This is a genomic window from Bradyrhizobium sp. Kon69 (genome assembly GCF_055807515.1).
The window spans coordinates 219,852-237,325 of the sequence record NZ_JBVVOS010000007.1 but is presented as its reverse complement, the minus strand read 5'-3'; the positions used below and the strand labels follow the sequence as shown (position 1 = coordinate 237,325).

The following is a 17,474-nucleotide window of genomic DNA, read 5'->3' as shown; positions in this document are numbered from 1 at the left end:
GATCAGGCCGCGATGTCGTAGCGATCGAGGTTCATGACCTTGGTCCAGGCCTTGGCGAAGTCCTTGACGAACTGCTCCTTGGAATCCGACGTGGCATAGACCTCGGCGTAGGCGCGAAGCTGCGAGTGCGCACCGAAGATCAGGTCGACGCGCGTGCCCGTCCACTTGACCGCGTTGGTCTTGCGGTCGCGGGCCTCATAGGTGCCGTCGGTGCCGGCCGGCGTCCACTGCGTGCTCATGTCGAGCAGGTTGACGAAGAAGTCGTTGCTCAGCGTTCCCACCTTCGAGGTGAGGACGCCGTTCTTCGAACCGTTCGCATTGGCACCGAGCACACGCAGACCGCCGAGGAGCACCGTCATCTCCGGGCCGGTAAGCCGGAGCAGCTGAGCACGATCGACCAGAGCCTCCTCGGGCATCATGAACTGCTGCCGCTTGCCGATGAAGTTGCGGAAGCCATCGGCCCGCGGCTCCAGCGGAGCAAACGAAGCGGCGTCGGTCTGCTCCTGCGAGGCATCCATGCGGCCCGGCGTGAAGCCGACCTTGACGTCGACGCCGGCATCCTTCGCGGCCTTCTCGACCGCGGCGGTGCCGCCGAGCACGATCAGGTCCGCCAACGAGACCTTCTTCGCACCGGATGACGCGTTGAAGTCCTTCTGGATCGCTTCGAGCTTGCCCAAAACCTTCGTGAGTTGAGCCGGCTCGTTCACCTCCCAATCCTTCTGCGGGGCGAGGCGAATGCGTGCGCCGTTGGCGCCGCCGCGCTTGTCCGAGCCGCGGAACGTCGAGGCCGACGCCCAGGCGGTCGAGACCAGCTCCGAGACCGACAGACCCGAAGCCAGGATCTTGGTCTTCAGCGAGGCGATATCCTGCTCGCTGGCGAGCTCGTGATTCACGGCGGGGATCGGGTCCTGCCAGATCAGCGTTTCCTTCGGCACCAGCGGGCCGAGATAGCGCTGGATCGGGCCCATGTCGCGATGGGTGAGCTTGAACCAGGCACGGGCGAAGGCGTCCGCGAACTGATCGGGATTCTCCAGGAAGCGGCGCGAGATCTTCTCATAGGCCGGATCCATACGCAGCGAGAGATCGGTCGTCAGCATCGTCGGGCGATGCTTCTTGGACTTGTCGAAGGCGTCGGGAATGATCGCTTCGGCGCCCTTCGCCGTCCACTGCTGCGCACCGCCCGGGCTCTTCGTCAGCTCCCATTCGAACTTGAACAGGTTCTCGAAGAAGTTGTTGCTCCACTTCGTCGGCGTCGTCGTCCAGGTGACCTCGAGACCGCTGGTGATGGAATCGCCGGCAATGCCCGAAGCGTGCTTGCTCTTCCAGCCGAGACCCTGATCCTCGAGCGCGCCCGCTTCCGGCTCCGGTCCGACCAGCGACGGATCGCCGGCACCATGGGTCTTGCCGAAGGTGTGGCCGCCGGCGATCAGCGCGACGGTTTCCTCGTCGTTCATCGCCATGCGGGCGAACGTCTCGCGGATGTCCTTTGCCGCGGCGATCGGATCCGGCTTGCCGTTCGGGCCTTCCGGATTGACATAGATAAGGCCCATCTGCACCGCGCCGAGCGGCTCGGCGAGCTGGCGTTCGCCGCTGTAGCGCTCATCGCCCAGCCACGTGCCTTCCGGACCCCAATACAGTTCTTCCGGCTCCCAGACGTCGACGCGGCCACCGGCAAAGCCAAAGGTCTTGAAGCCCATCGATTCCAGCGCGACGTTGCCGGCCAGCACCATCAAATCGGCCCAGGAAATCTTGCGGCCGTATTTCTGCTTGATCGGCCAGAGCAGACGGCGTGCCTTGTCGAGATTGGCGTTATCGGGCCAGCTGTTGAGCGGCGCGAAACGCTGTTGTCCGGCGCCGGCGCCACCGCGACCGTCGGTGGTGCGATAGGTGCCCGCGCTATGCCAGGCCATGCGAATCATGAGGCCGCCGTAGTGACCGAAGTCAGCGGGCCACCATTCCTGCGATTCGGTCATCAGAGCGGTCAGGTCCTTGATGACCGCGTTCAGGTCGAGCGACTTGAATTCCTTGGCGTAGTCGAAGTCCTTGTCCATCGGGTCGGACTTGGCCGAATTCTTGTGCAGCATCTCGATGCTGAGCTGGGTCGGCCACCAATCGCGGTTCGCCGGCACGCGTTTTCCACCCGAAAACGGGCACTTTGAAGAGTCGTCCATGAATACCTCCTCTGGTGGCGTCGAACTCGCGCCTTTGACCAGGTGGAAGCACTCTAAGCTTCACGTTCGATCAGGGGAAGTTGACTTTAATGATCGCAGCGATAAGATTTTCTGATGCTAAACCTCACCCTGCGCCAGCTCCGGTATTTCGACGCCCTGGCGCGTCACAGTCATTTCGGCCGCGCGGCTGAGTCCTGCTCGATCTCGCAGCCTGCCCTGTCGATGCAGATCAAGGAGCTGGAGGAGGCGCTCGGCGGCCTGCTGCTGGAGCGCAGCGCCCGACAGGTGGCGCTGACCCGATTCGGCGAGGAGCTCGCGCAGCGCGTCCGCGACATCTTGCGCTCGGTCGACGAGCTCGGCGATTTCGCCCGCGCCTCGCAGGACCGGTTTTCCGGACGGTTGCGCATCGGCATGATTCCGACGATTGCGCCCTATCTGCTGCCGACAATCACCAAGAATCTGACGCGCATGCATCCGGAGCTCGACATCCGCGTGCGCGAGACGATGACGCCGCGGCTGATCCAGGAACTGGTGGAAGGTCGGCTCGATACCGCCATCGTGGCGTTGCCGGTGTCCGAGCCCTCGCTCACCGAGGTCGCTCTGTTCGAGGAAAAATTCCTGCTGGTGCGGCCGAGCGCGGACGAGGGAACGCCGGCACCATCGCGGGAGATGATGCGCGAGATGCGGCTGCTGTTGCTCGAGGAAGGACACTGCTTCCGCGATCAGGCGCTGTCATTCTGCAACATGCAATCGGCGCCGCCGCGCGAGATGCTGGACGCCAATTCGCTGTCGACGCTGGTCCAGATGGTCAGCGCCGGCATCGGCGTCACCTTGATCCCGGAGATGGCCGTGTCGGTGGAGACGCGATCGGCCTCGGTCTCGCTGGCACGCTTCCGCGACCCGCAGCCGTCACGCACCATCGGCATGGTCTGGCGCAAGACCAGCCCGCTGGCGCGGCAACTGCTGCAGATCTCCGAGGTAGTGTGCCTGTCGGCGGGTAAGGTTCGCGCGCGTCCATCCGTGCGCAGCAAGCCGACCTGAGGCCTCGATGTCGCATCCCATCATCCGCCCGGCCCGCGCGGACGAATACGACGAGATCGGCCGTGTCTGGATGGAGAGCTGGGTCTCGACCGGGCTCGGCGAGACGAGCGACTTCCTGCTGGCAAACCTGCGTGCACGCATCCGGCGCGAGATCGAGGACGGCTGGAGCCTGTTCGTTGCCGACGACAACGGCACGATCGCCGCGATGCTGGCGCTGCATCTGCCAAAATTCTATCTCGACATGCTGTTCGTCGCGCCCGTCTATCAGGGTCAATCGCTCGGCCGCCAATTGCTCGCCTTCACGCGCACGCAAATGCCGGATGAGATGTCTCTGCGCTGCGTCCGCGAGAACGAAAAAGCCTGGCGCTGGTACGAGCGCGAAGGTTTTGTGTTCGAGAAGCAAGAGATCGAACCATCGAACGGGTTTATGATGAAGTATTACAGGTGGCGGCGGCCGGGACGTACCGGATAGGCAGTGGTCGCCTGGTGCAGCTTGCGGTTGTCACGGTTCCAATTTAGTGTGGTGTATCCGCCGTCCTCCTGCCCTGATCTCCCGGAATCGATGTTTCGAATTGCTGTCTCGCTGATCGCGTTGCTGTCCCTGCTCACTGCGGCAGCCGCGCAGACCCCTCCCGCAACCGCCGCGCCTCCCGCTCAGACGGCGGCGCCGGCCAAGAAGGCAGTCAAGAAGGCGGCGCCGAAGGCCAAACCGGCTGCACAACAGCCAGTCGGGGCGGAGAGTGGCCCCTGCCAGATCGGCGTCATTTCCGCGATCGGAGACCAGTTCTCGGTGCAACATGTCGGCCTCACGATGCTCGGAAACGAGTACATGGAGGCGCCGATCGAGACGTGGGGTATCGATGATCTGTTCGTCGCGAGGGTTCGCGCCGCGGCGCCCGGCACCGCTGTCCGAAAGATCGCTTACGCGAGCGGAGCCTTCAAGCCTTACTATCATCCGGAAGCGAAACTGTTCCGCAAGGACCGTGACGACCTGACGGCGCTGGTGCGGCAGATCGCCGGAACTTCAAATTGCGAACGTTACGTCGTAGCCACGAAAGCCCGCGTTTCGGTTGATGGCACCAATCAATCAATCGAGGGCCTCGGGGTCTACAAGAATTGGGCGAGCCCTTCCGGGCGCGGCGTCGTGGTTTCCTATTTCCGCATCAACGTTTTTGACGGACGGACTTTCGACATCCATCGGGCGCCTACCCGCAGCTTCGGCGATGTGATTGCTTCGAGTTTCTCCAACAAGAACGACAATATGCAAATCCTCAACAATCTCGAATTTCCCAAGACTCCGGAACAGGTGACTAGCAGCGCATTGCTGCGTGACAGCACACGCAGCCTGCTCACGGCCCAGCTGGACAGGTATCTACCCGCGTATATCAAGGGCGAGTAAGCGCCTTTGCCGAGGGGACGCGACAAAGACTATCGCTCGTCCGCTTCCTGCGGCTGGGCTGCATTTGAGGTTATGGCCCGGCTGCTCGTGGTGGCGGCTGTCGTGTGGTGCTTTTCGACATCTGCCTGGGCGCAGACCAAATCGGGACCACCAGGGACGGAGACGGCAGGATCAGCCGTCAAGCAAAACAACAACAAGACGACCACGCGGACGGCCAAACCCGCTCCCGTGGTCGGCGGCTCGTGCGACTTCGGTGTCGTCGTCACCACCGGCGATGAGTTCACCGTGCTGACGACCGGCCTGACCGTATTTCAGAACAAGAAGACGGTTGTCCCGATCCCGGGCTGGGGACTCAATGAACTGATCTTCGCGCGGACTCGCGCCGCGATCCCTGCCGGCGTATCCGTTCTGAGAATCCCCTACAACCCGGCGAAATTTCCTCCCCACGACGAGTCCAAGGACACATTGAAGGACAGGTTGTTCCGCGATCTCAATGCGGAGCTGGCCCAATACATGCGCGAGGTCGTGAAAGGAACGAATTGCCGGCACTACATCCAGATCCTCAATTCAATCAGCCCTTTCGGGTCATCCAACTATACGGTCCGCGGCTTCGGCATCCTCAACCATGATGTGGTGCTCGGGCGTCGCATCTATCTCTATGCCCTGGCGTTTGTCCGCATCTTCGACGGGCGCGACTTTTCCGTTGTCAGACAGAGTTCTGCGCTGATCAACACGCATCATTCCCTCATGGTGCAGAGGCTTCTGGGCGTGCAAATCGGCGGCCCCTATCGCGAACTAGCCGCAGAATCGTTTCCAACCCGCCCTGAAGATGCCGCCGACAATCCCGCACTGCGCGACGGCGTGCGCGCCATGCTGACGGAAAGCCTCGACAAGACGCTGCCGCTCTTGCTCGGGTTTCAACGCGCGACACGCAACAGCGACGCACGCTGATCAACACGTCGCTCGCGGCAAAAGTTCGTGGCCCAATTTTAAGAAATCGTGGGCACGTCGCTTGCGCGCCTTTGCCCACTCTACGAGAGCTAATCCTGCGTCTTCAGATCGTCCGGCCGCGGCATCAGGACGGTGTTGTAGCCGCTATCGACATAGTGGATCTCGCCGGTCACGCCGCCGGAGAGATCCGACAACAGATACAGCGCGGAGCCGCCGAGCTCGTCGAGCGTGACGCCGCGGCGGAGCGGGGAATGCTTTTGCATGAAGGCGAACATCGCGCGCGCCTCGCCGATGCCGGAGCCGGCGAGCGTGCGGATCGGGCCTGCGGAGATCGCGTTGACGCGGATGCCGCGCGGTCCGAAATCCGACGCAAGATAGCGCACCGAGGCTTCCAGCGCCGCCTTGGCCACGCCCATCACGTTGTAGTTCGGCATCGCGCGTCCCGAGGCGCCGAAGGTCAGCGTGATCATGCTGCCGCCCTCCGTCATCAGCTCGGCGGCGCGTTTTGCCACTTCCGTGAAGGAGAAGCAGGAGATCACCATGGTACGCGAAAAATTCTCGCGGCTGGTGTCGGCGTAGCGGCCCTTGAGCTCGTTCTTGTCGGCGAAGCCGATCGCGTGGATCACGAAATCCAGCCGGCCCCACTTTTCGCGCAAGGCCGTGAATGTGGCGTCGACGCTGGCGATGTCCTCGACGTCGCAGGGCAGCACCATGTCGACGCCAAGCTGCTCCGCCAGCGGCTTGACGCGCTTGCCCAGGGCCTCGCCCTGGAAGGTGAAGGCAAGCTCGGCGCCATGGGCATGCAGCGTCTTCGCCATGCCCCAGGCGATCGAATGATCATTGGCGATGCCCATGATCAGACCGCGCTTGCCTTTCATTAGTTCCTGCATCGTTTCGATCGCTTTCCGCTTTCGTCATGCCCGGGCTCGTCCCGGGCATCCACGCCCTTCGAAGCCGGGACCAAGACGTGGATGGCCGGGACAAGCCCGGCCATGACGAGAAAATTACCAGCGCGTCCGCAAGGACGTCACGCATCCAGCCGGCTGAACACCAGCGTGGCGTTGGTGCCGCCGAAGCCGAAGGAGTTCGACAGCACGGTGCCGATCTTGACGTTGTCGATGCGCTTGCGCACGATCGGCATGTCGGCGAACACGGGGTCGAGTTCCTGGATGTGCGCGCTCTCGCAGATGAAACCATTGTTCATCATCAGCAGCGAATAGATCGCTTCCTGCACGCCGGTTGCGCCCAGGGAGTGACCGGTCAGCGCCTTGGTCGCCGAGATCGGCGGGCACTTCTCGCCGCTTCCGAACACCCTGCGAAGCGCATCGATCTCCGGCGGATCGCCGGCCGGGGTCGATGTCGCGTGCGGATTGATGTAGTCGACCTTGGTCTTCACGGTCGACATCGCCATGCGCATGCAGCGCTCGGCGCCCTCGCCTGACGGTGCGACCATGTCGTAGCCGTCGGACGTCGCGCCGTAGCCGACGATCTCGCCGTAAATGCGCGCGCCACGCGCCTTGGCATGCTCGAGCTCTTCCAGCACCAGCACGCCGGCGCCGCCGGCAATCACGAAGCCGTCGCGGTTGACGTCGTAGGGACGCGAGGCTGTGGCGGGCGTGTCGTTGTACTTCGAGGACATCGCGCCCATGGCGTCGAACAGCACCGACAGCGACCAGTCCAGCTCCTCGCAGCCGCCGGCGAAGATGACGTCCTGCTTGCCGATCTGGATCGTCTCATAGGCGTTGCCGACGCAATGGTTCGACGTGGCGCAGGCGGACGAGATCGAATAGTTCACACCCTTGATCTTGAACCAGGTCGCAAGCGTCGCGGAGGCCGTGGAGGACATCGCCTTCGGCACTGCAAACGGCCCGACGCGCTTCGGTCCCTTGGTGCGGGTGATGTCGGCGGCCTCGACGATGGTGCGCGCCGACGGGCCGCCGGAGCCCATGATGATGCCGGTGCTAATATTGGAAATTTCGTCAGGCGACAGACCGGAATCCTGGATCGCCTGTTCCATCGCGACGTGATTCCACGCCGCGCCCTGACCGAGGAAGCGCATGGCGCGGCGATCGACCACCGTCGAAGGATCGAGCGTCGGTGCACCCTGCACCTGCGAACGGAAGCCGAGCTCGGCATATTTCTCAGCCCGCGAAATGCCCGACTTCGCCTCGTGAAGGCTCGCAAGCACTTCCTGGGTGTTGTTTCCGATGGAGGAGACAATGCCCATCCCGGTGACCACAACCCGCCTCATGACAGCCTCGCCTCAATCGTTGTCTTCGTGGTGATGCGCTCAGCCCAGGCTCGTGCCCTGCTTGAACAGGCCGACCTTCAAATCCTTCGCGCGATAGATAATCTGGTCATCGACCGAAAGCCATCCGTCGGCGATACCGAGCACCAGCTTTGAACGCATCACGCGCTTGATATCGATGTTGTACACAACCTTGCGGGCCTCCGGCAGCACCTGGCCGCTGAACTTCAGCTCGTTCAGGCCAAGCGCGCGACCGCGACCTTCACCGCCGCTCCAGCCCAGATAAAAGCCGACCATTTGCCACAGCGCATCGAGCCCGAGGCAGCCGGGCATCACCGGATCGTTCTTGAAGTGGCAGCCGAAGAACCAGAGGTCGGGCTTCACGTCGAGCTCGGCGCGCACCACGCCCTTGCCGAATTCACCGCCGGTCTCGCTGATGTCCGCAATGCGGTCGAACATGAGCATCGGCGGCAGCGGCAATTGCGCATTGCCAGGGCCGAACATCTCGCCGCGGGCACACGCCAGCAGATCTTCATATTCGTAACCGTTGCGCCTGTTCAGCATGCGGAAGCCTTTGTGTTCAAACCCCGATTGAGCGGCGTTTCCGGCGAAAATGGGCCCTCTCCTGTTCGAAAGGCAACATCTGTTGCCATTGTCGGACGAGAATACCGAAGGACCCTGGATCGATAGCGAGCGGCCTTCAATGCCGGGTCGCGCCAAAATCGGTTAAGCGGAACCGCGGGCTCTCTAACACAGGCCATTTCGGGTAGCAAAGCGCTCTCATGAAGGTAAAATGACGGGCCACCAAGCCGGTTCCCTACCTGATTAGAACCACTCTAGTTGCGAGAAACTTGCATCTGCATCTATCTCTCCATATATGTTTGGGGATCACAGTGTTCACGCGTGCCCGAAGCTGGAAATGAACGAAAATAACGCGCCCCATCGCGACGAAGAGGCCCATGCGGCGGCTCTTATGTCCGGCCGCCAGCCGGCTTTGACCGGTTGCCCGTGGCATGACGTCAACGAAATGCTCCAGTCCGCAGGGCTTCGCCCGACCCGCCAGCGCATGGCGCTCGGCTGGCTCCTGTTCGGCAAGGGTGCACGTCACCTCACGGCTGAAATGCTCTACGAAGAAGCGACGCTGGCCAAGGTGCCGGTCTCGCTGGCGACCGTCTACAACACCCTGAACCAGCTCACCGACGCCGGTCTACTGCGTCAGGTCAGCGTCGACGGCACCAAGACCTATTTCGACACCAACGTCACCACCCACCATCACTACTACCTCGAGAACAGCCATGAGCTGGTCGATATCGAGGATCCGCATCTGGCGCTGTCCAAGATGCCGGAGGTGCCCGCGGGTTACGAGATCGCCCGCATCGACATGGTCGTACGGCTGCGCAAGAAGCGCTGAGCTTCGAATTTCGCGTCGTCCCGGCGAAGGCCGGGACCCATACCGCGTGATTTATCGATAATCACAGCAATCTGTATCGCGGGACGACCGGGTAACTACCACTCTTCCTCAAACTACTGCCTGTGGTTATGGGTCCCGGCCTTCGCCGGGACGACAACGAGATCAGTTCACCTGCTCGTCCGAGTAGACGCCCCAGAGGCGCTCCTGCTGAATCCAGCCGTCAAAGCCGTTGCCGAGAACGTGGCACCAGTTTGCGCTGCACTTCTTCACCTGGGTGACGACGCCGGCCTGGAGCTTTGCGGCCACCGCGCTGTCGGGATCGGCGCGATCGTAGATCGGCGCGAGCTCGTCCTTGTGCTTCATCGTGACGACCGCGGTGCGGCGGCCCGACAGCAGCGAGTGATAGACCCAGCCCTCGGCGCCCTCGGAATCGCGCACCCGGCGCCAGTTCTCGAACTCGGCGGTGATTTCGACCGGCAGGCCGGAGCGGGTGTAGACCCAGGCGACGTCATTGTCCTTGGTCGGGCCGGCGCGGACGTTGACGTGATCCGATTTCAGGCTGACGTAGCGCGGCACCGGGAGGCCCGAGGCCGTCTGGGGTGTGCTGTCCTTTGCCGAATGCCCGGGACTGACCGAAGCGCTCAACCAGGTGCAAACGAGCGCCATCACCGAACAAAAACGCCCCAACGCCATCAACCCGTCTCCTGTCGAAGGTCCGGCCGAGCCGGGCCCTCACCCCAAAATTCCAAAACCAGGCCGCCGTCGCCCCTGACCCGCCCCACGCGGGTGTTCCCGAGCCCTTTGCCCGTGGTTCTTGTCTTGGCCCGGCCTTCTGCTAGAGAGGACGGACGTCTGAACAACCGGTTTGTCCCGATTTTCCGGCCGGAAATGTCGGGAGAGCTTGAAGGAAACGCCGGGGACGACACGGCAAAGGCAGTGTCGAACAACCGGGTTAATGAGGCCTCAACGGCCGGCCTTTGGCGACAGAGGCGGCTCGCAACGCCTCATGAGGGCAGGACATGTCGGTGAAGAAAAAGCCCCTCGTCGTCGTGACGCGCAAGCTTCCGGACTCGATCGAGACCCGGATGCGCGAGCTGTTCGACGCGCGGATCAATCTCGACGACGCGCCGATGTCGCCCGAGCAGATCGCGGAAGCCGCCCGCACCGCCGACGTGCTGGTCCCCACCGTGACCGATCACATCTCCGCCGACATCGTCAACCAGCCCGACTGCAGGCTGAAACTGATCGCCAATTTCGGCAACGGCGTCGACAACATCGATGTCGAGGCCGCGCATGCCCGCGGCATCACCGTCACCAACACACCGAAAGTTCTGACCGAAGACACCGCCGACATGACCATGGCGCTGATCCTCGCCGTGCCCAGGCGGATGATCGAAGGCGCCTCGATCCTGACGGAAGGAAAACCATGGCCGGGCTGGTCGCCGACCTGGATGCTCGGTCATCGCATCGGCGGAAAGCGCCTCGGCATCATCGGCATGGGCCGCATCGGCCAGGCGGTCGCACGCCGCGCCCGCGCTTTCGGCTTGCAGATCCACTATCACAACCGGAGGCCGGTGGCGCCCAAGATCGCCGAAGAGCTGGGCGCGACCTATTGGGAAAGCCTCGACCAGATGCTGGCGCGGATGGACATCATCTCGGTGAACTGTCCGCACACGCCGGCGACCTACCATCTGCTGTCGGCGCGCCGGCTGAAGCTCATTCGCAAGGACGCCTACATCGTCAACACCGCACGCGGCGGGGTCACCGACGAGGACACGCTGATCAAGCTGATCGAAGGCGGCGAGATCGGCGGCGCCGGCCTCGATGTCTATGAGCACGAGCCCGCGGTGAACCCGAAGCTGGTGCGGCTCGCCAAGGCCGGCAAGGTGACGTTGCTGCCGCATATGGGCTCGGCCACGATCGAGGGCCGCGTCGAGATGGGCGAGAAGGTGATCATCAACATCCGCACCTTCCTCGACGCCCACAAGCCGCCGGATCGCGTGCTGCCGAGCATGCTGTGACGTCTATTTGTTGCGTGTTTCGCGCTTGCGCCAGTCGGCGACGAAATCGATGAAGGCCCGCAGTGCCGGGGGCGTCTGGCGCCGGCTTGGATAATACAGGAACGGGCCCGGAAACGGCTCGCACCAGTCTTCGAGCAGCCTGACCAGCGCGCCCGACTTCAGGGCTTCGCCGACATATCCATCAAGCGTCGCCCAGATGCCGGCGCCGTCGAGCGCAGCGCGCATGGAAAGGCCCATGTTGGTCGAGATCAGCTTTGCCGGCGGATCGACTTTCACCAGCTGACCGGCCTTCTCGAACTCCAGATCATGCATGACGCCGCTGGAGTAGCGGGCGCGGATGCAATCATGGTCGAGCAGGTCCTTCGGATGCTCAGGCTTGCCGCGGCGCGCGAGGTAATCGGGCGAAGCGACCACGACATAGCTCTGCGGTCCGCTGAGCGAGATCGCGACCATGTCCTGCGCGAGATGCTCGCCATAGCGCACGCCGGCATCGAAGCCCGCGCTGACGATGTCGACGAACCCGCTCTCGGAGACGATGTCGAGGTCGACCTGCGGATAGGCCTGAAGAAACGGCCCGATCATCGGCGCCAGCACGAGATCGACCGCGGGCGGCGGCGCGTTGATGCGCAGCCGGCCCGAGGCCACTTCGCGCAGGCCCCGGACTTGATCGAGGGCGTCGCCGACATCGCGCAGCGCCGGCGCCAAGCGCGACAGCAGCAGATCGCCCGCCTCGGTCAGGGCGACGCTGCGGGTGGTGCGGTTCATCAGGCGGACGCCGAGGCGCTCTTCGAGGTCCCGCAATCGTTGGCTAAGGCTCGATACCGACACGCGAATTTCGACCGCCGCGCGCCGGAAATTGCGGGTGCGGGCGACCGCCACGAAGACGTCGAGATCACGCAGGTCGGGCTCGGTCATTGTTCGCCAGTGTGAACAAGCCATTCTCGATTGTCCAGCTTATCGGCGCAATCGATCAGGCGCATATCAGGCCTCGTCACGCGGCGCAGTCAGCGCCTTTTCGAGGAGAGCCATCATGGAACAGCGCAAACTCGGTTCAACCGGTCCCACCGTCTCCGCTCTCGGTCTCGGCTGCATGGGCATGTCCGAGGTCTACGGCCCCGCCGATCGCGGCGAGAGCATCGCCACGATCCACGCCGCGCTGGATGCCGGCATCACCCTGGTCGACACCGGCGATTTCTACGCCATGGGCCACAATGAAATGCTGGTGCGCGAAGCGCTCAAGGACGTGCCGCGCGACAAGGTGCAGATCAGCGTCAAATTCGGTGCGCTGCGCGGTCCTGCCGGCGAATTCACCGGCATGGACACGAGGCCGGCCGCAACGAGGAACTTCCTGGCCTATTCACTGCAGCGGCTCGGCACCGACTACATCGACATCTACCGTCCGGCGCGGCTCGATCCCAACATTCCGACCGAGGAAACCATCGGCGGCATCGCCGATCTCGTGAAGGCCGGCTACATCAAACATATCGGCCTGTCCGAGGTCGGCTCCGACACCATCCGCCGCGCGCATGCCGTGCACCCGATCGCCGATCTCCAGATCGAATATTCGCTGATCGAGCGTGGCATCGAACGCGACATCCTGAAGACCTGCCGCGAGCTCGGCATCGGCATCACGGCTTACGGCGTGTTGGCACGCGGCCTTATCAGCGGCCATTGGTCGAAGGACTCCGGCAAGACAGGCAAGGACTACCGGCTGATGACGCCGCGCTTCCAGGGATCGAATCTCGACGTCAATCTGGCGCTGGTGGAGCAGCTGCGCGCCATCGCCGCCGAGATTGGCGCAACGCCGGCACAAGTCGCGATCGCCTGGGTGGCGGCGCAAGGGAAGGAGATCGTGCCGCTGGTCGGCGCCCGCACCCGCAACCGCCTCAGCGAGGCACTTGGCGCGGCCAAGGTCACGCTGACGCCAGCTCATCTCGCGGTGCTGGCAAAGGCCTTCCCGCCCGATGTCGCCGCCGGTACGCGTTACGCCGCCGAGCAGATGGCGCATCTCGACAGTGAGAAGCCGGCCTCAGCATGACGTCTGCAATCAGGTGCGATGGGCGCTCAAATCGGTCACGACCGGCCCATCGCCATTGAGCGGATTGGCCGGATCGCGCGCGTAGCGCAGCGTCTCGAAGCGCATCGCGCGCGCATCGATCATCAGGAGACGGCCGACCAGGCCGTCGCCAAAGCCGACGATCTCGCGGATCGCCTCCAGCGCCATCATCGAGCCCATCACGCCCGCGAGCGCACCCATGACGCCGGCTTCCGCGCACGCCGGCACGGTCCCGGGCGGCGGCGCCTCCGGGAACAGGCAGCGATAGGTCGGATTGAATTCGCCCTGCTCGTTCTTCTCATGGGCGCGGATGGTGGTCAGCGAGCCGTCGAATGTGCCGAGCGCCGCCGTGATCAGCGGCCTCTTGGCGAAGAAGCAGGCGTCCGAGGCCAGATAGCGGGTCGAGAAATTGTCGGAGCCGTCGAGCACGAGGTCATAGTCGCCGATCAGCGCCAGCGCATTGTCGGCATTGAGCCAGGTGGCGTGGCCGACGAAGCGGACATGCGGATTGAGCGCCGAAATCCGTTCGGCCGCGCTCTCGACCTTGTGCCGGCCGATATCGGGCGTGGTGTGAATGACCTGACGCTGGAGGTTCGACAGCGACACCACATCGTCATCGACCACGCCGAGCGTACCGATGCCGGCGGCCGCAAGGTACATCAAGGCCGGCGCACCGAGCCCGCCGGCGCCGATCACCAGCACGGAGGCCCGCTTCAGCGCAGCCTGGCCGGGGCCACCGACATCGCGCAGCACGATATGACGGGCATAACGTTCGAGTTCGTTCGGGCTCAGCATCGTTATCCTTCCAGATCCTCCCCTCATGGTGAGGAGGCGCGAAGCGCCGTCTCGAACCATGAAGGCCCCGCTGCAGCTGCACGGCCTTCATCCTTCGAGACGCCGCTTACGCCGCTCCTCAGGATGAGGAGCTAGACCTCTCCTGCCCGCCTGAACCACCGCAACATTGTTCGCGACCAACGAGATGTGCTTCAATGGCATTGCGTTCAATGGGCTGGCTGGATTTGTCATGAGATCGATGCTTGCGGCAACACTGATGTTTGCGGCTGCGACAGGCGCACACGCCCAGATGACGACACCGCAGATCCCCGGCACCAAGCCGAAGCCGGTCCAGACCGTTCCGATCCGGCCTCCTGCATTGCAGACGCCGGCTGCGACGGCCGATGCCATGGCGCAGGCGGAGCGGTTGTCGCTGCAGTCCGACCTCGCCTGGGTCGGCCAATATAACGGCGCCATCACCGGCGACGTCAGCGCGCGGCTCGTCGAGGCAATCAAGGAGTATCAGAAGGCCAAGGGCGGCAAGCCGACCGGCGTGCTCAATCCGCAGGAACGCGCCGCGCTCGCCGAGACCGCGCGCCGCAAACAGGACAGCGTCGGCTGGAAGATTGTGACGGAGATGACCAGCGGCGCGCGGCTTGGCATTCCCTCGAAACTGGTGCCGCAGCAGGCGACCGACGCCAATGGCTCGAAATGGACCTCGCCCACCGGTACGGTGCAGGTGTTGCTCAGCCGCCGCAAGGAGGCGAACCCGACCACAGCCAGGCTTGCCGAAGCGGAGAAGAAAGAGCCGGGCCGCAAGGTCGACTACACCGTGGTGAAGCCGGACTTCTTCGTGCTGTCGGGTCTGCAGGGCCTGAAGAAATTTTACGTGCGCGGCACCTCCAGGGGCGACGAGGTCCGCATCATGACGATCCTCTACGATCAGGCGACCGAGAACACGGTCGAGCCGGTCGTGATCGCGATGTCGAGCGCGTTCAATGCATTCCCGTCGGGGCCACAGGCCGGGCCGCCGCCGCGCAAGACCGTCGAATATGGCACCGGCCTCCTCGTCAGCGACGATGGCGCGATCGTCACCGACCGCCTCGTCGCCGATTCCTGTCTCGCGATCACGATCGCCGGCTATGGCAGTGCCGACCGTCTCGCCGAGGACCGGGAACACGATCTCGCGCTGCTGCATATCTACGGCGCCCGCGGCCTGAAGCCGTTCAGCCTCGGCAGCGGCGCGGCGAAGACGAGTGTCGATGTCGTCGGTATCGCTGATCCGCAGAGCCAGGGCGGAGCGGCCATCGCGTCGAGCCTCAAGGCTGCGCTGGCATCCGTCGGTGGCGGCGATTCCCCGCTGTCACCGCCGCCCGCGGTCGGATTTTCCGGCAGCCCCGCCATCGACGGCGACGGCAAATTCGCCGGCATCGCACTGTTGAAGCCGGCGATGGTTGCGGGCGCCGCGACGTCGGTACCGGCGTCGCAGGCGGTGATGGTCTCCGCGGAGACGGTGCGCGATTTCCTGAAGACAAACGGTGTCACCGCGAACGGCACCTCGACGGATGCGAAAGCCGCCGTCGTGCGCGTGATCTGCGTGCGGAAGTAAGCTCGCCGAAGGTACGCAACCTCTCCCGCAAGCCGAAGAGGTGATCGAGCCCGCGATCAGCGCGCCATTAGCTCAGCCTGAACCTGATACCGGCCTTCGCGAGCCCGCCGGAAATTCCGACCGGCGTGCCGTCCGCACGCCAGCAAGCGGCGCCGATCATGGTGCCGTCGTCGTGGAAGGCGATACCGTTCATGCCGCCGGCGACTGTCGCGACAGGCTGCACCTTGTGGCCGAGGCTCTCGAGCTTCGCGCGCACGCTCTCCGGCACCGTCTGCTCGAGCTCAAGTGCGTTGCCCTCGGTCCAGACCCGCGGCGCCTCGACTGCTTCCTGCAAGCTCATACCGTGGTCGATCAGATTGAGCAGCGCCTGCATCGCGCTCGGGAAGATTCGTTTTCCGCCGGGCAAGCCCAGCGCATAGCGCAGCTTTCCATCACGGAGTGCCATCATCGGCGACATCGAGGTCGTCACCCGCTTGCCCGGCGCCAGCGACAGGGCGTGGCCTGGACGCGGATCGAACAGGTTCATGTAATTGTTGGCGATGGCGCCGAGGCCCGGGATCATGATCTTGGCGCCGAACAGATTGTTGATGGTCTGCGTGGTCGCAACCACGTTGCCGAACGCATCGGCCGCCGTCACGTGCGTGGTGTGCGCGCCTTCAAGCTGCGACACGCCGGCGCCCCAGCTCTGCGCCCGCGCCGGATCGATGGCAGCGCGGCGCTCCTCGGCATAGGCCTTCGAGGTCAGCCGCTCCACGGGGACGCTGGCATAATCAGGATCGCCGCTGGCTGCGGCGCGATCGGCGAATGCGATCTTCAGGACCTCGGCAAGATAGTGGATGGTCTCGGGCGTACCGAAGCCTAGGCCTTCGATGTCGTAGCCCTCCAGGATGTTCAGCATCTGCGCGATATGCACGCCCGAGGCCGCGGGCGGCGGCGGGCCAAAGATGGTCCAGCCTCGGTAATCGGCGCGGATTGGCTGCCGTTCGACGGTCTTGTAGCTGGTGAGGTCGTTGCGTCGGATGAAGCCGCCGGCCTTTTCCATGTAGTGGACGAGGATGTCGCCAAGCGGCCCCTCATAGAGCGCCTTTTCGCCGTGGTCGGCGATATGCCGCAACGTCTCGGCATATTCGGCCTGTACCACACGCTCGCCGACCTTGAGCGGCTCCCCGTCTGGCAGATAGATCGCCGCGATCGGCTTGTCCTTGCGCATCTCGGCGGCGCTTTCGCTGATGCATTCGTGCAGATAGGGTGTCGCCGCATAGCCGCGCGCGGCGTGCTTGATCGCGGGCTGCATGACGTCGGCAAGGCTCATGGTGCCGAAGCGGCGCAGCGTCTCGCACCAGGCTTTCAGCGAACCCGGTGTGGCGACCGCCTTTGGTCCGTTGAGATTTTCATTGCCGACGGTGTCGAAGACGTCATGCGCGGAACCCGGCGTGGGGGTGTAGCTGGTGCCAAGCACCGCCCCGGGCACTGTGCTCTGCCCGTCGATGAAACGGTGGCTGCCGTCGGCGAGCCGGATGTGCGCCATGCCACCGCCGATGATGCCCACCATCATCGGCTCGACCACGGTCAGCGTGAACAGGGTCGCTATCGCGGCGTCGATGGCGTTGCCGCCGGCGGCCAGCATCTCCGCGCCGGCGCTTGAGGCCAGTGGATGGTTGCTGACCACCATGCCGCGGCTCGATACCGCGGGCATCTTCTGGCATTCAAAATTCGTCGCCGTCCGGTCGCGCCAGTTTCCGCCCATGCCTCTTGTCCTTCTTATTCACGGCAGCAAGCACAGCACACGTACG

The 17,474-nt window shown here is 64.0% G+C and carries 16 protein-coding genes; 8 read left to right on the top strand and 8 right to left on the bottom strand.

Features of this window, described 5'->3' with window-relative positions; all coding sequences use genetic code 11:
* Positions 1-2: 2 nt before the first annotated feature.
* A complete protein-coding gene (gene katG, locus AC0L3U_RS12395; RefSeq protein WP_473361935.1) occupies positions 3-2,171 on the bottom strand; it encodes a catalase/peroxidase HPI in 2,169 nt (722 codons plus the stop codon).
* A gap of 114 nt (positions 2,172-2,285) precedes the next feature.
* Between katG and AC0L3U_RS12390 the strand changes: the two genes are divergently transcribed.
* The 4 genes from AC0L3U_RS12390 (at position 2,286) to AC0L3U_RS12375 (ending at position 5,562) form a co-directional block, all read left to right on the top strand.
* Positions 2,286-3,212, top strand: coding sequence for a hydrogen peroxide-inducible genes activator (locus tag AC0L3U_RS12390; protein ID WP_018455793.1), 927 nt, complete (start codon positions 2,286-2,288; stop codon positions 3,210-3,212).
* A gap of 7 nt (positions 3,213-3,219) precedes the next feature.
* On the top strand, positions 3,220-3,684 hold the full coding sequence (locus tag AC0L3U_RS12385; protein ID WP_473361934.1) for a GNAT family N-acetyltransferase: 465 nt from the start codon (positions 3,220-3,222) through the stop codon (positions 3,682-3,684).
* A 3-nt stretch (positions 3,685-3,687) separates the two neighbouring features.
* Positions 3,688-4,611: a hypothetical protein gene (locus AC0L3U_RS12380; protein WP_473361933.1), complete on the top strand. Its 924-nt coding sequence runs from the start codon at positions 3,688-3,690 to the stop codon at positions 4,609-4,611.
* Positions 4,612-4,683: 72 nt separating this feature from the next.
* Positions 4,684-5,562 carry a hypothetical protein gene (locus tag AC0L3U_RS12375; RefSeq protein ID WP_473361932.1) on the top strand — a complete coding sequence of 293 codons (879 nt, stop codon included), beginning with the start codon at positions 4,684-4,686 and terminating at the stop codon, positions 5,560-5,562.
* 89 nt (positions 5,563-5,651) lie between these two features.
* Here AC0L3U_RS12375 and fabI read toward each other — a convergent pair whose 3' ends face one another.
* The 3 genes from fabI to fabA all read right to left on the bottom strand — a co-directional run bounded on the left by fabI (position 5,652) and on the right by fabA (position 8,374).
* Positions 5,652-6,452: an enoyl-ACP reductase FabI gene (gene fabI, locus AC0L3U_RS12370; protein ID WP_473361931.1), complete on the bottom strand. Its 801-nt coding sequence runs from the start codon at positions 6,450-6,452 to the stop codon at positions 5,652-5,654.
* Between the two features lie 137 nt (positions 6,453-6,589).
* Positions 6,590-7,813 (bottom strand): beta-ketoacyl-ACP synthase I, encoded by a 1,224-nt coding sequence (fabB, locus tag AC0L3U_RS12365; RefSeq protein ID WP_473361930.1) that lies wholly within the window; start codon positions 7,811-7,813, stop codon positions 6,590-6,592.
* A gap of 39 nt (positions 7,814-7,852) precedes the next feature.
* Complete coding sequence (gene fabA, locus AC0L3U_RS12360; RefSeq protein WP_456767018.1) at positions 7,853-8,374, bottom strand: bifunctional 3-hydroxydecanoyl-ACP dehydratase/trans-2-decenoyl-ACP isomerase; 522 nt, start codon at positions 8,372-8,374, stop codon at positions 7,853-7,855.
* Between the two features lie 355 nt (positions 8,375-8,729).
* On the opposite strand from fabA, the gene irrA reads away from it, so the two are divergent.
* A complete protein-coding gene (gene irrA, locus AC0L3U_RS12355) occupies positions 8,730-9,221 on the top strand; it encodes an iron response transcriptional regulator IrrA (protein WP_018455787.1) in 492 nt (163 codons plus the stop codon).
* A 162-nt stretch (positions 9,222-9,383) separates the two neighbouring features.
* Here irrA and AC0L3U_RS12350 read toward each other — a convergent pair whose 3' ends face one another.
* Positions 9,384-9,914: an SH3 domain-containing protein gene (locus tag AC0L3U_RS12350; protein WP_456767017.1), complete on the bottom strand. Its 531-nt coding sequence runs from the start codon at positions 9,912-9,914 to the stop codon at positions 9,384-9,386.
* Positions 9,915-10,240: 326 nt separating this feature from the next.
* On the opposite strand from AC0L3U_RS12350, the gene AC0L3U_RS12345 reads away from it, so the two are divergent.
* The gene (locus AC0L3U_RS12345; RefSeq protein ID WP_007598360.1) at positions 10,241-11,242 is read left to right on the top strand and encodes a 2-hydroxyacid dehydrogenase; all 1,002 of its coding nucleotides are present in this window, start codon (positions 10,241-10,243) and stop codon (positions 11,240-11,242) included.
* A 3-nt stretch (positions 11,243-11,245) separates the two neighbouring features.
* On the opposite strand, the gene AC0L3U_RS12340 is transcribed toward AC0L3U_RS12345, so the two are convergent.
* Positions 11,246-12,157, bottom strand: coding sequence for a LysR family transcriptional regulator (locus tag AC0L3U_RS12340; RefSeq protein WP_473361929.1), 912 nt, complete (start codon positions 12,155-12,157; stop codon positions 11,246-11,248).
* Between the two features lie 115 nt (positions 12,158-12,272).
* Here AC0L3U_RS12340 and AC0L3U_RS12335 point away from each other — a divergent pair, with 115 nt between their 5' ends.
* Entirely contained in the window at positions 12,273-13,280 is a 1,008-nt protein-coding gene (locus tag AC0L3U_RS12335; protein WP_473361928.1) for an aldo/keto reductase, read from the top strand.
* Between the two features lie 9 nt (positions 13,281-13,289).
* On the opposite strand, the gene AC0L3U_RS12330 is transcribed toward AC0L3U_RS12335, so the two are convergent.
* On the bottom strand, positions 13,290-14,093 hold the full coding sequence (locus AC0L3U_RS12330; RefSeq protein WP_473361927.1) for a HesA/MoeB/ThiF family protein: 804 nt from the start codon (positions 14,091-14,093) through the stop codon (positions 13,290-13,292).
* A gap of 229 nt (positions 14,094-14,322) precedes the next feature.
* On the opposite strand from AC0L3U_RS12330, the gene AC0L3U_RS12325 reads away from it, so the two are divergent.
* On the top strand, positions 14,323-15,681 hold the full coding sequence (locus tag AC0L3U_RS12325; RefSeq protein ID WP_473361926.1) for a serine protease: 1,359 nt from the start codon (positions 14,323-14,325) through the stop codon (positions 15,679-15,681).
* A gap of 67 nt (positions 15,682-15,748) precedes the next feature.
* Here AC0L3U_RS12325 and ggt read toward each other — a convergent pair whose 3' ends face one another.
* The gene (ggt, locus tag AC0L3U_RS12320; RefSeq protein ID WP_473361925.1) at positions 15,749-17,428 is read right to left on the bottom strand and encodes a gamma-glutamyltransferase; all 1,680 of its coding nucleotides are present in this window, start codon (positions 17,426-17,428) and stop codon (positions 15,749-15,751) included.
* Positions 17,429-17,474 lie beyond the last annotated feature (46 nt).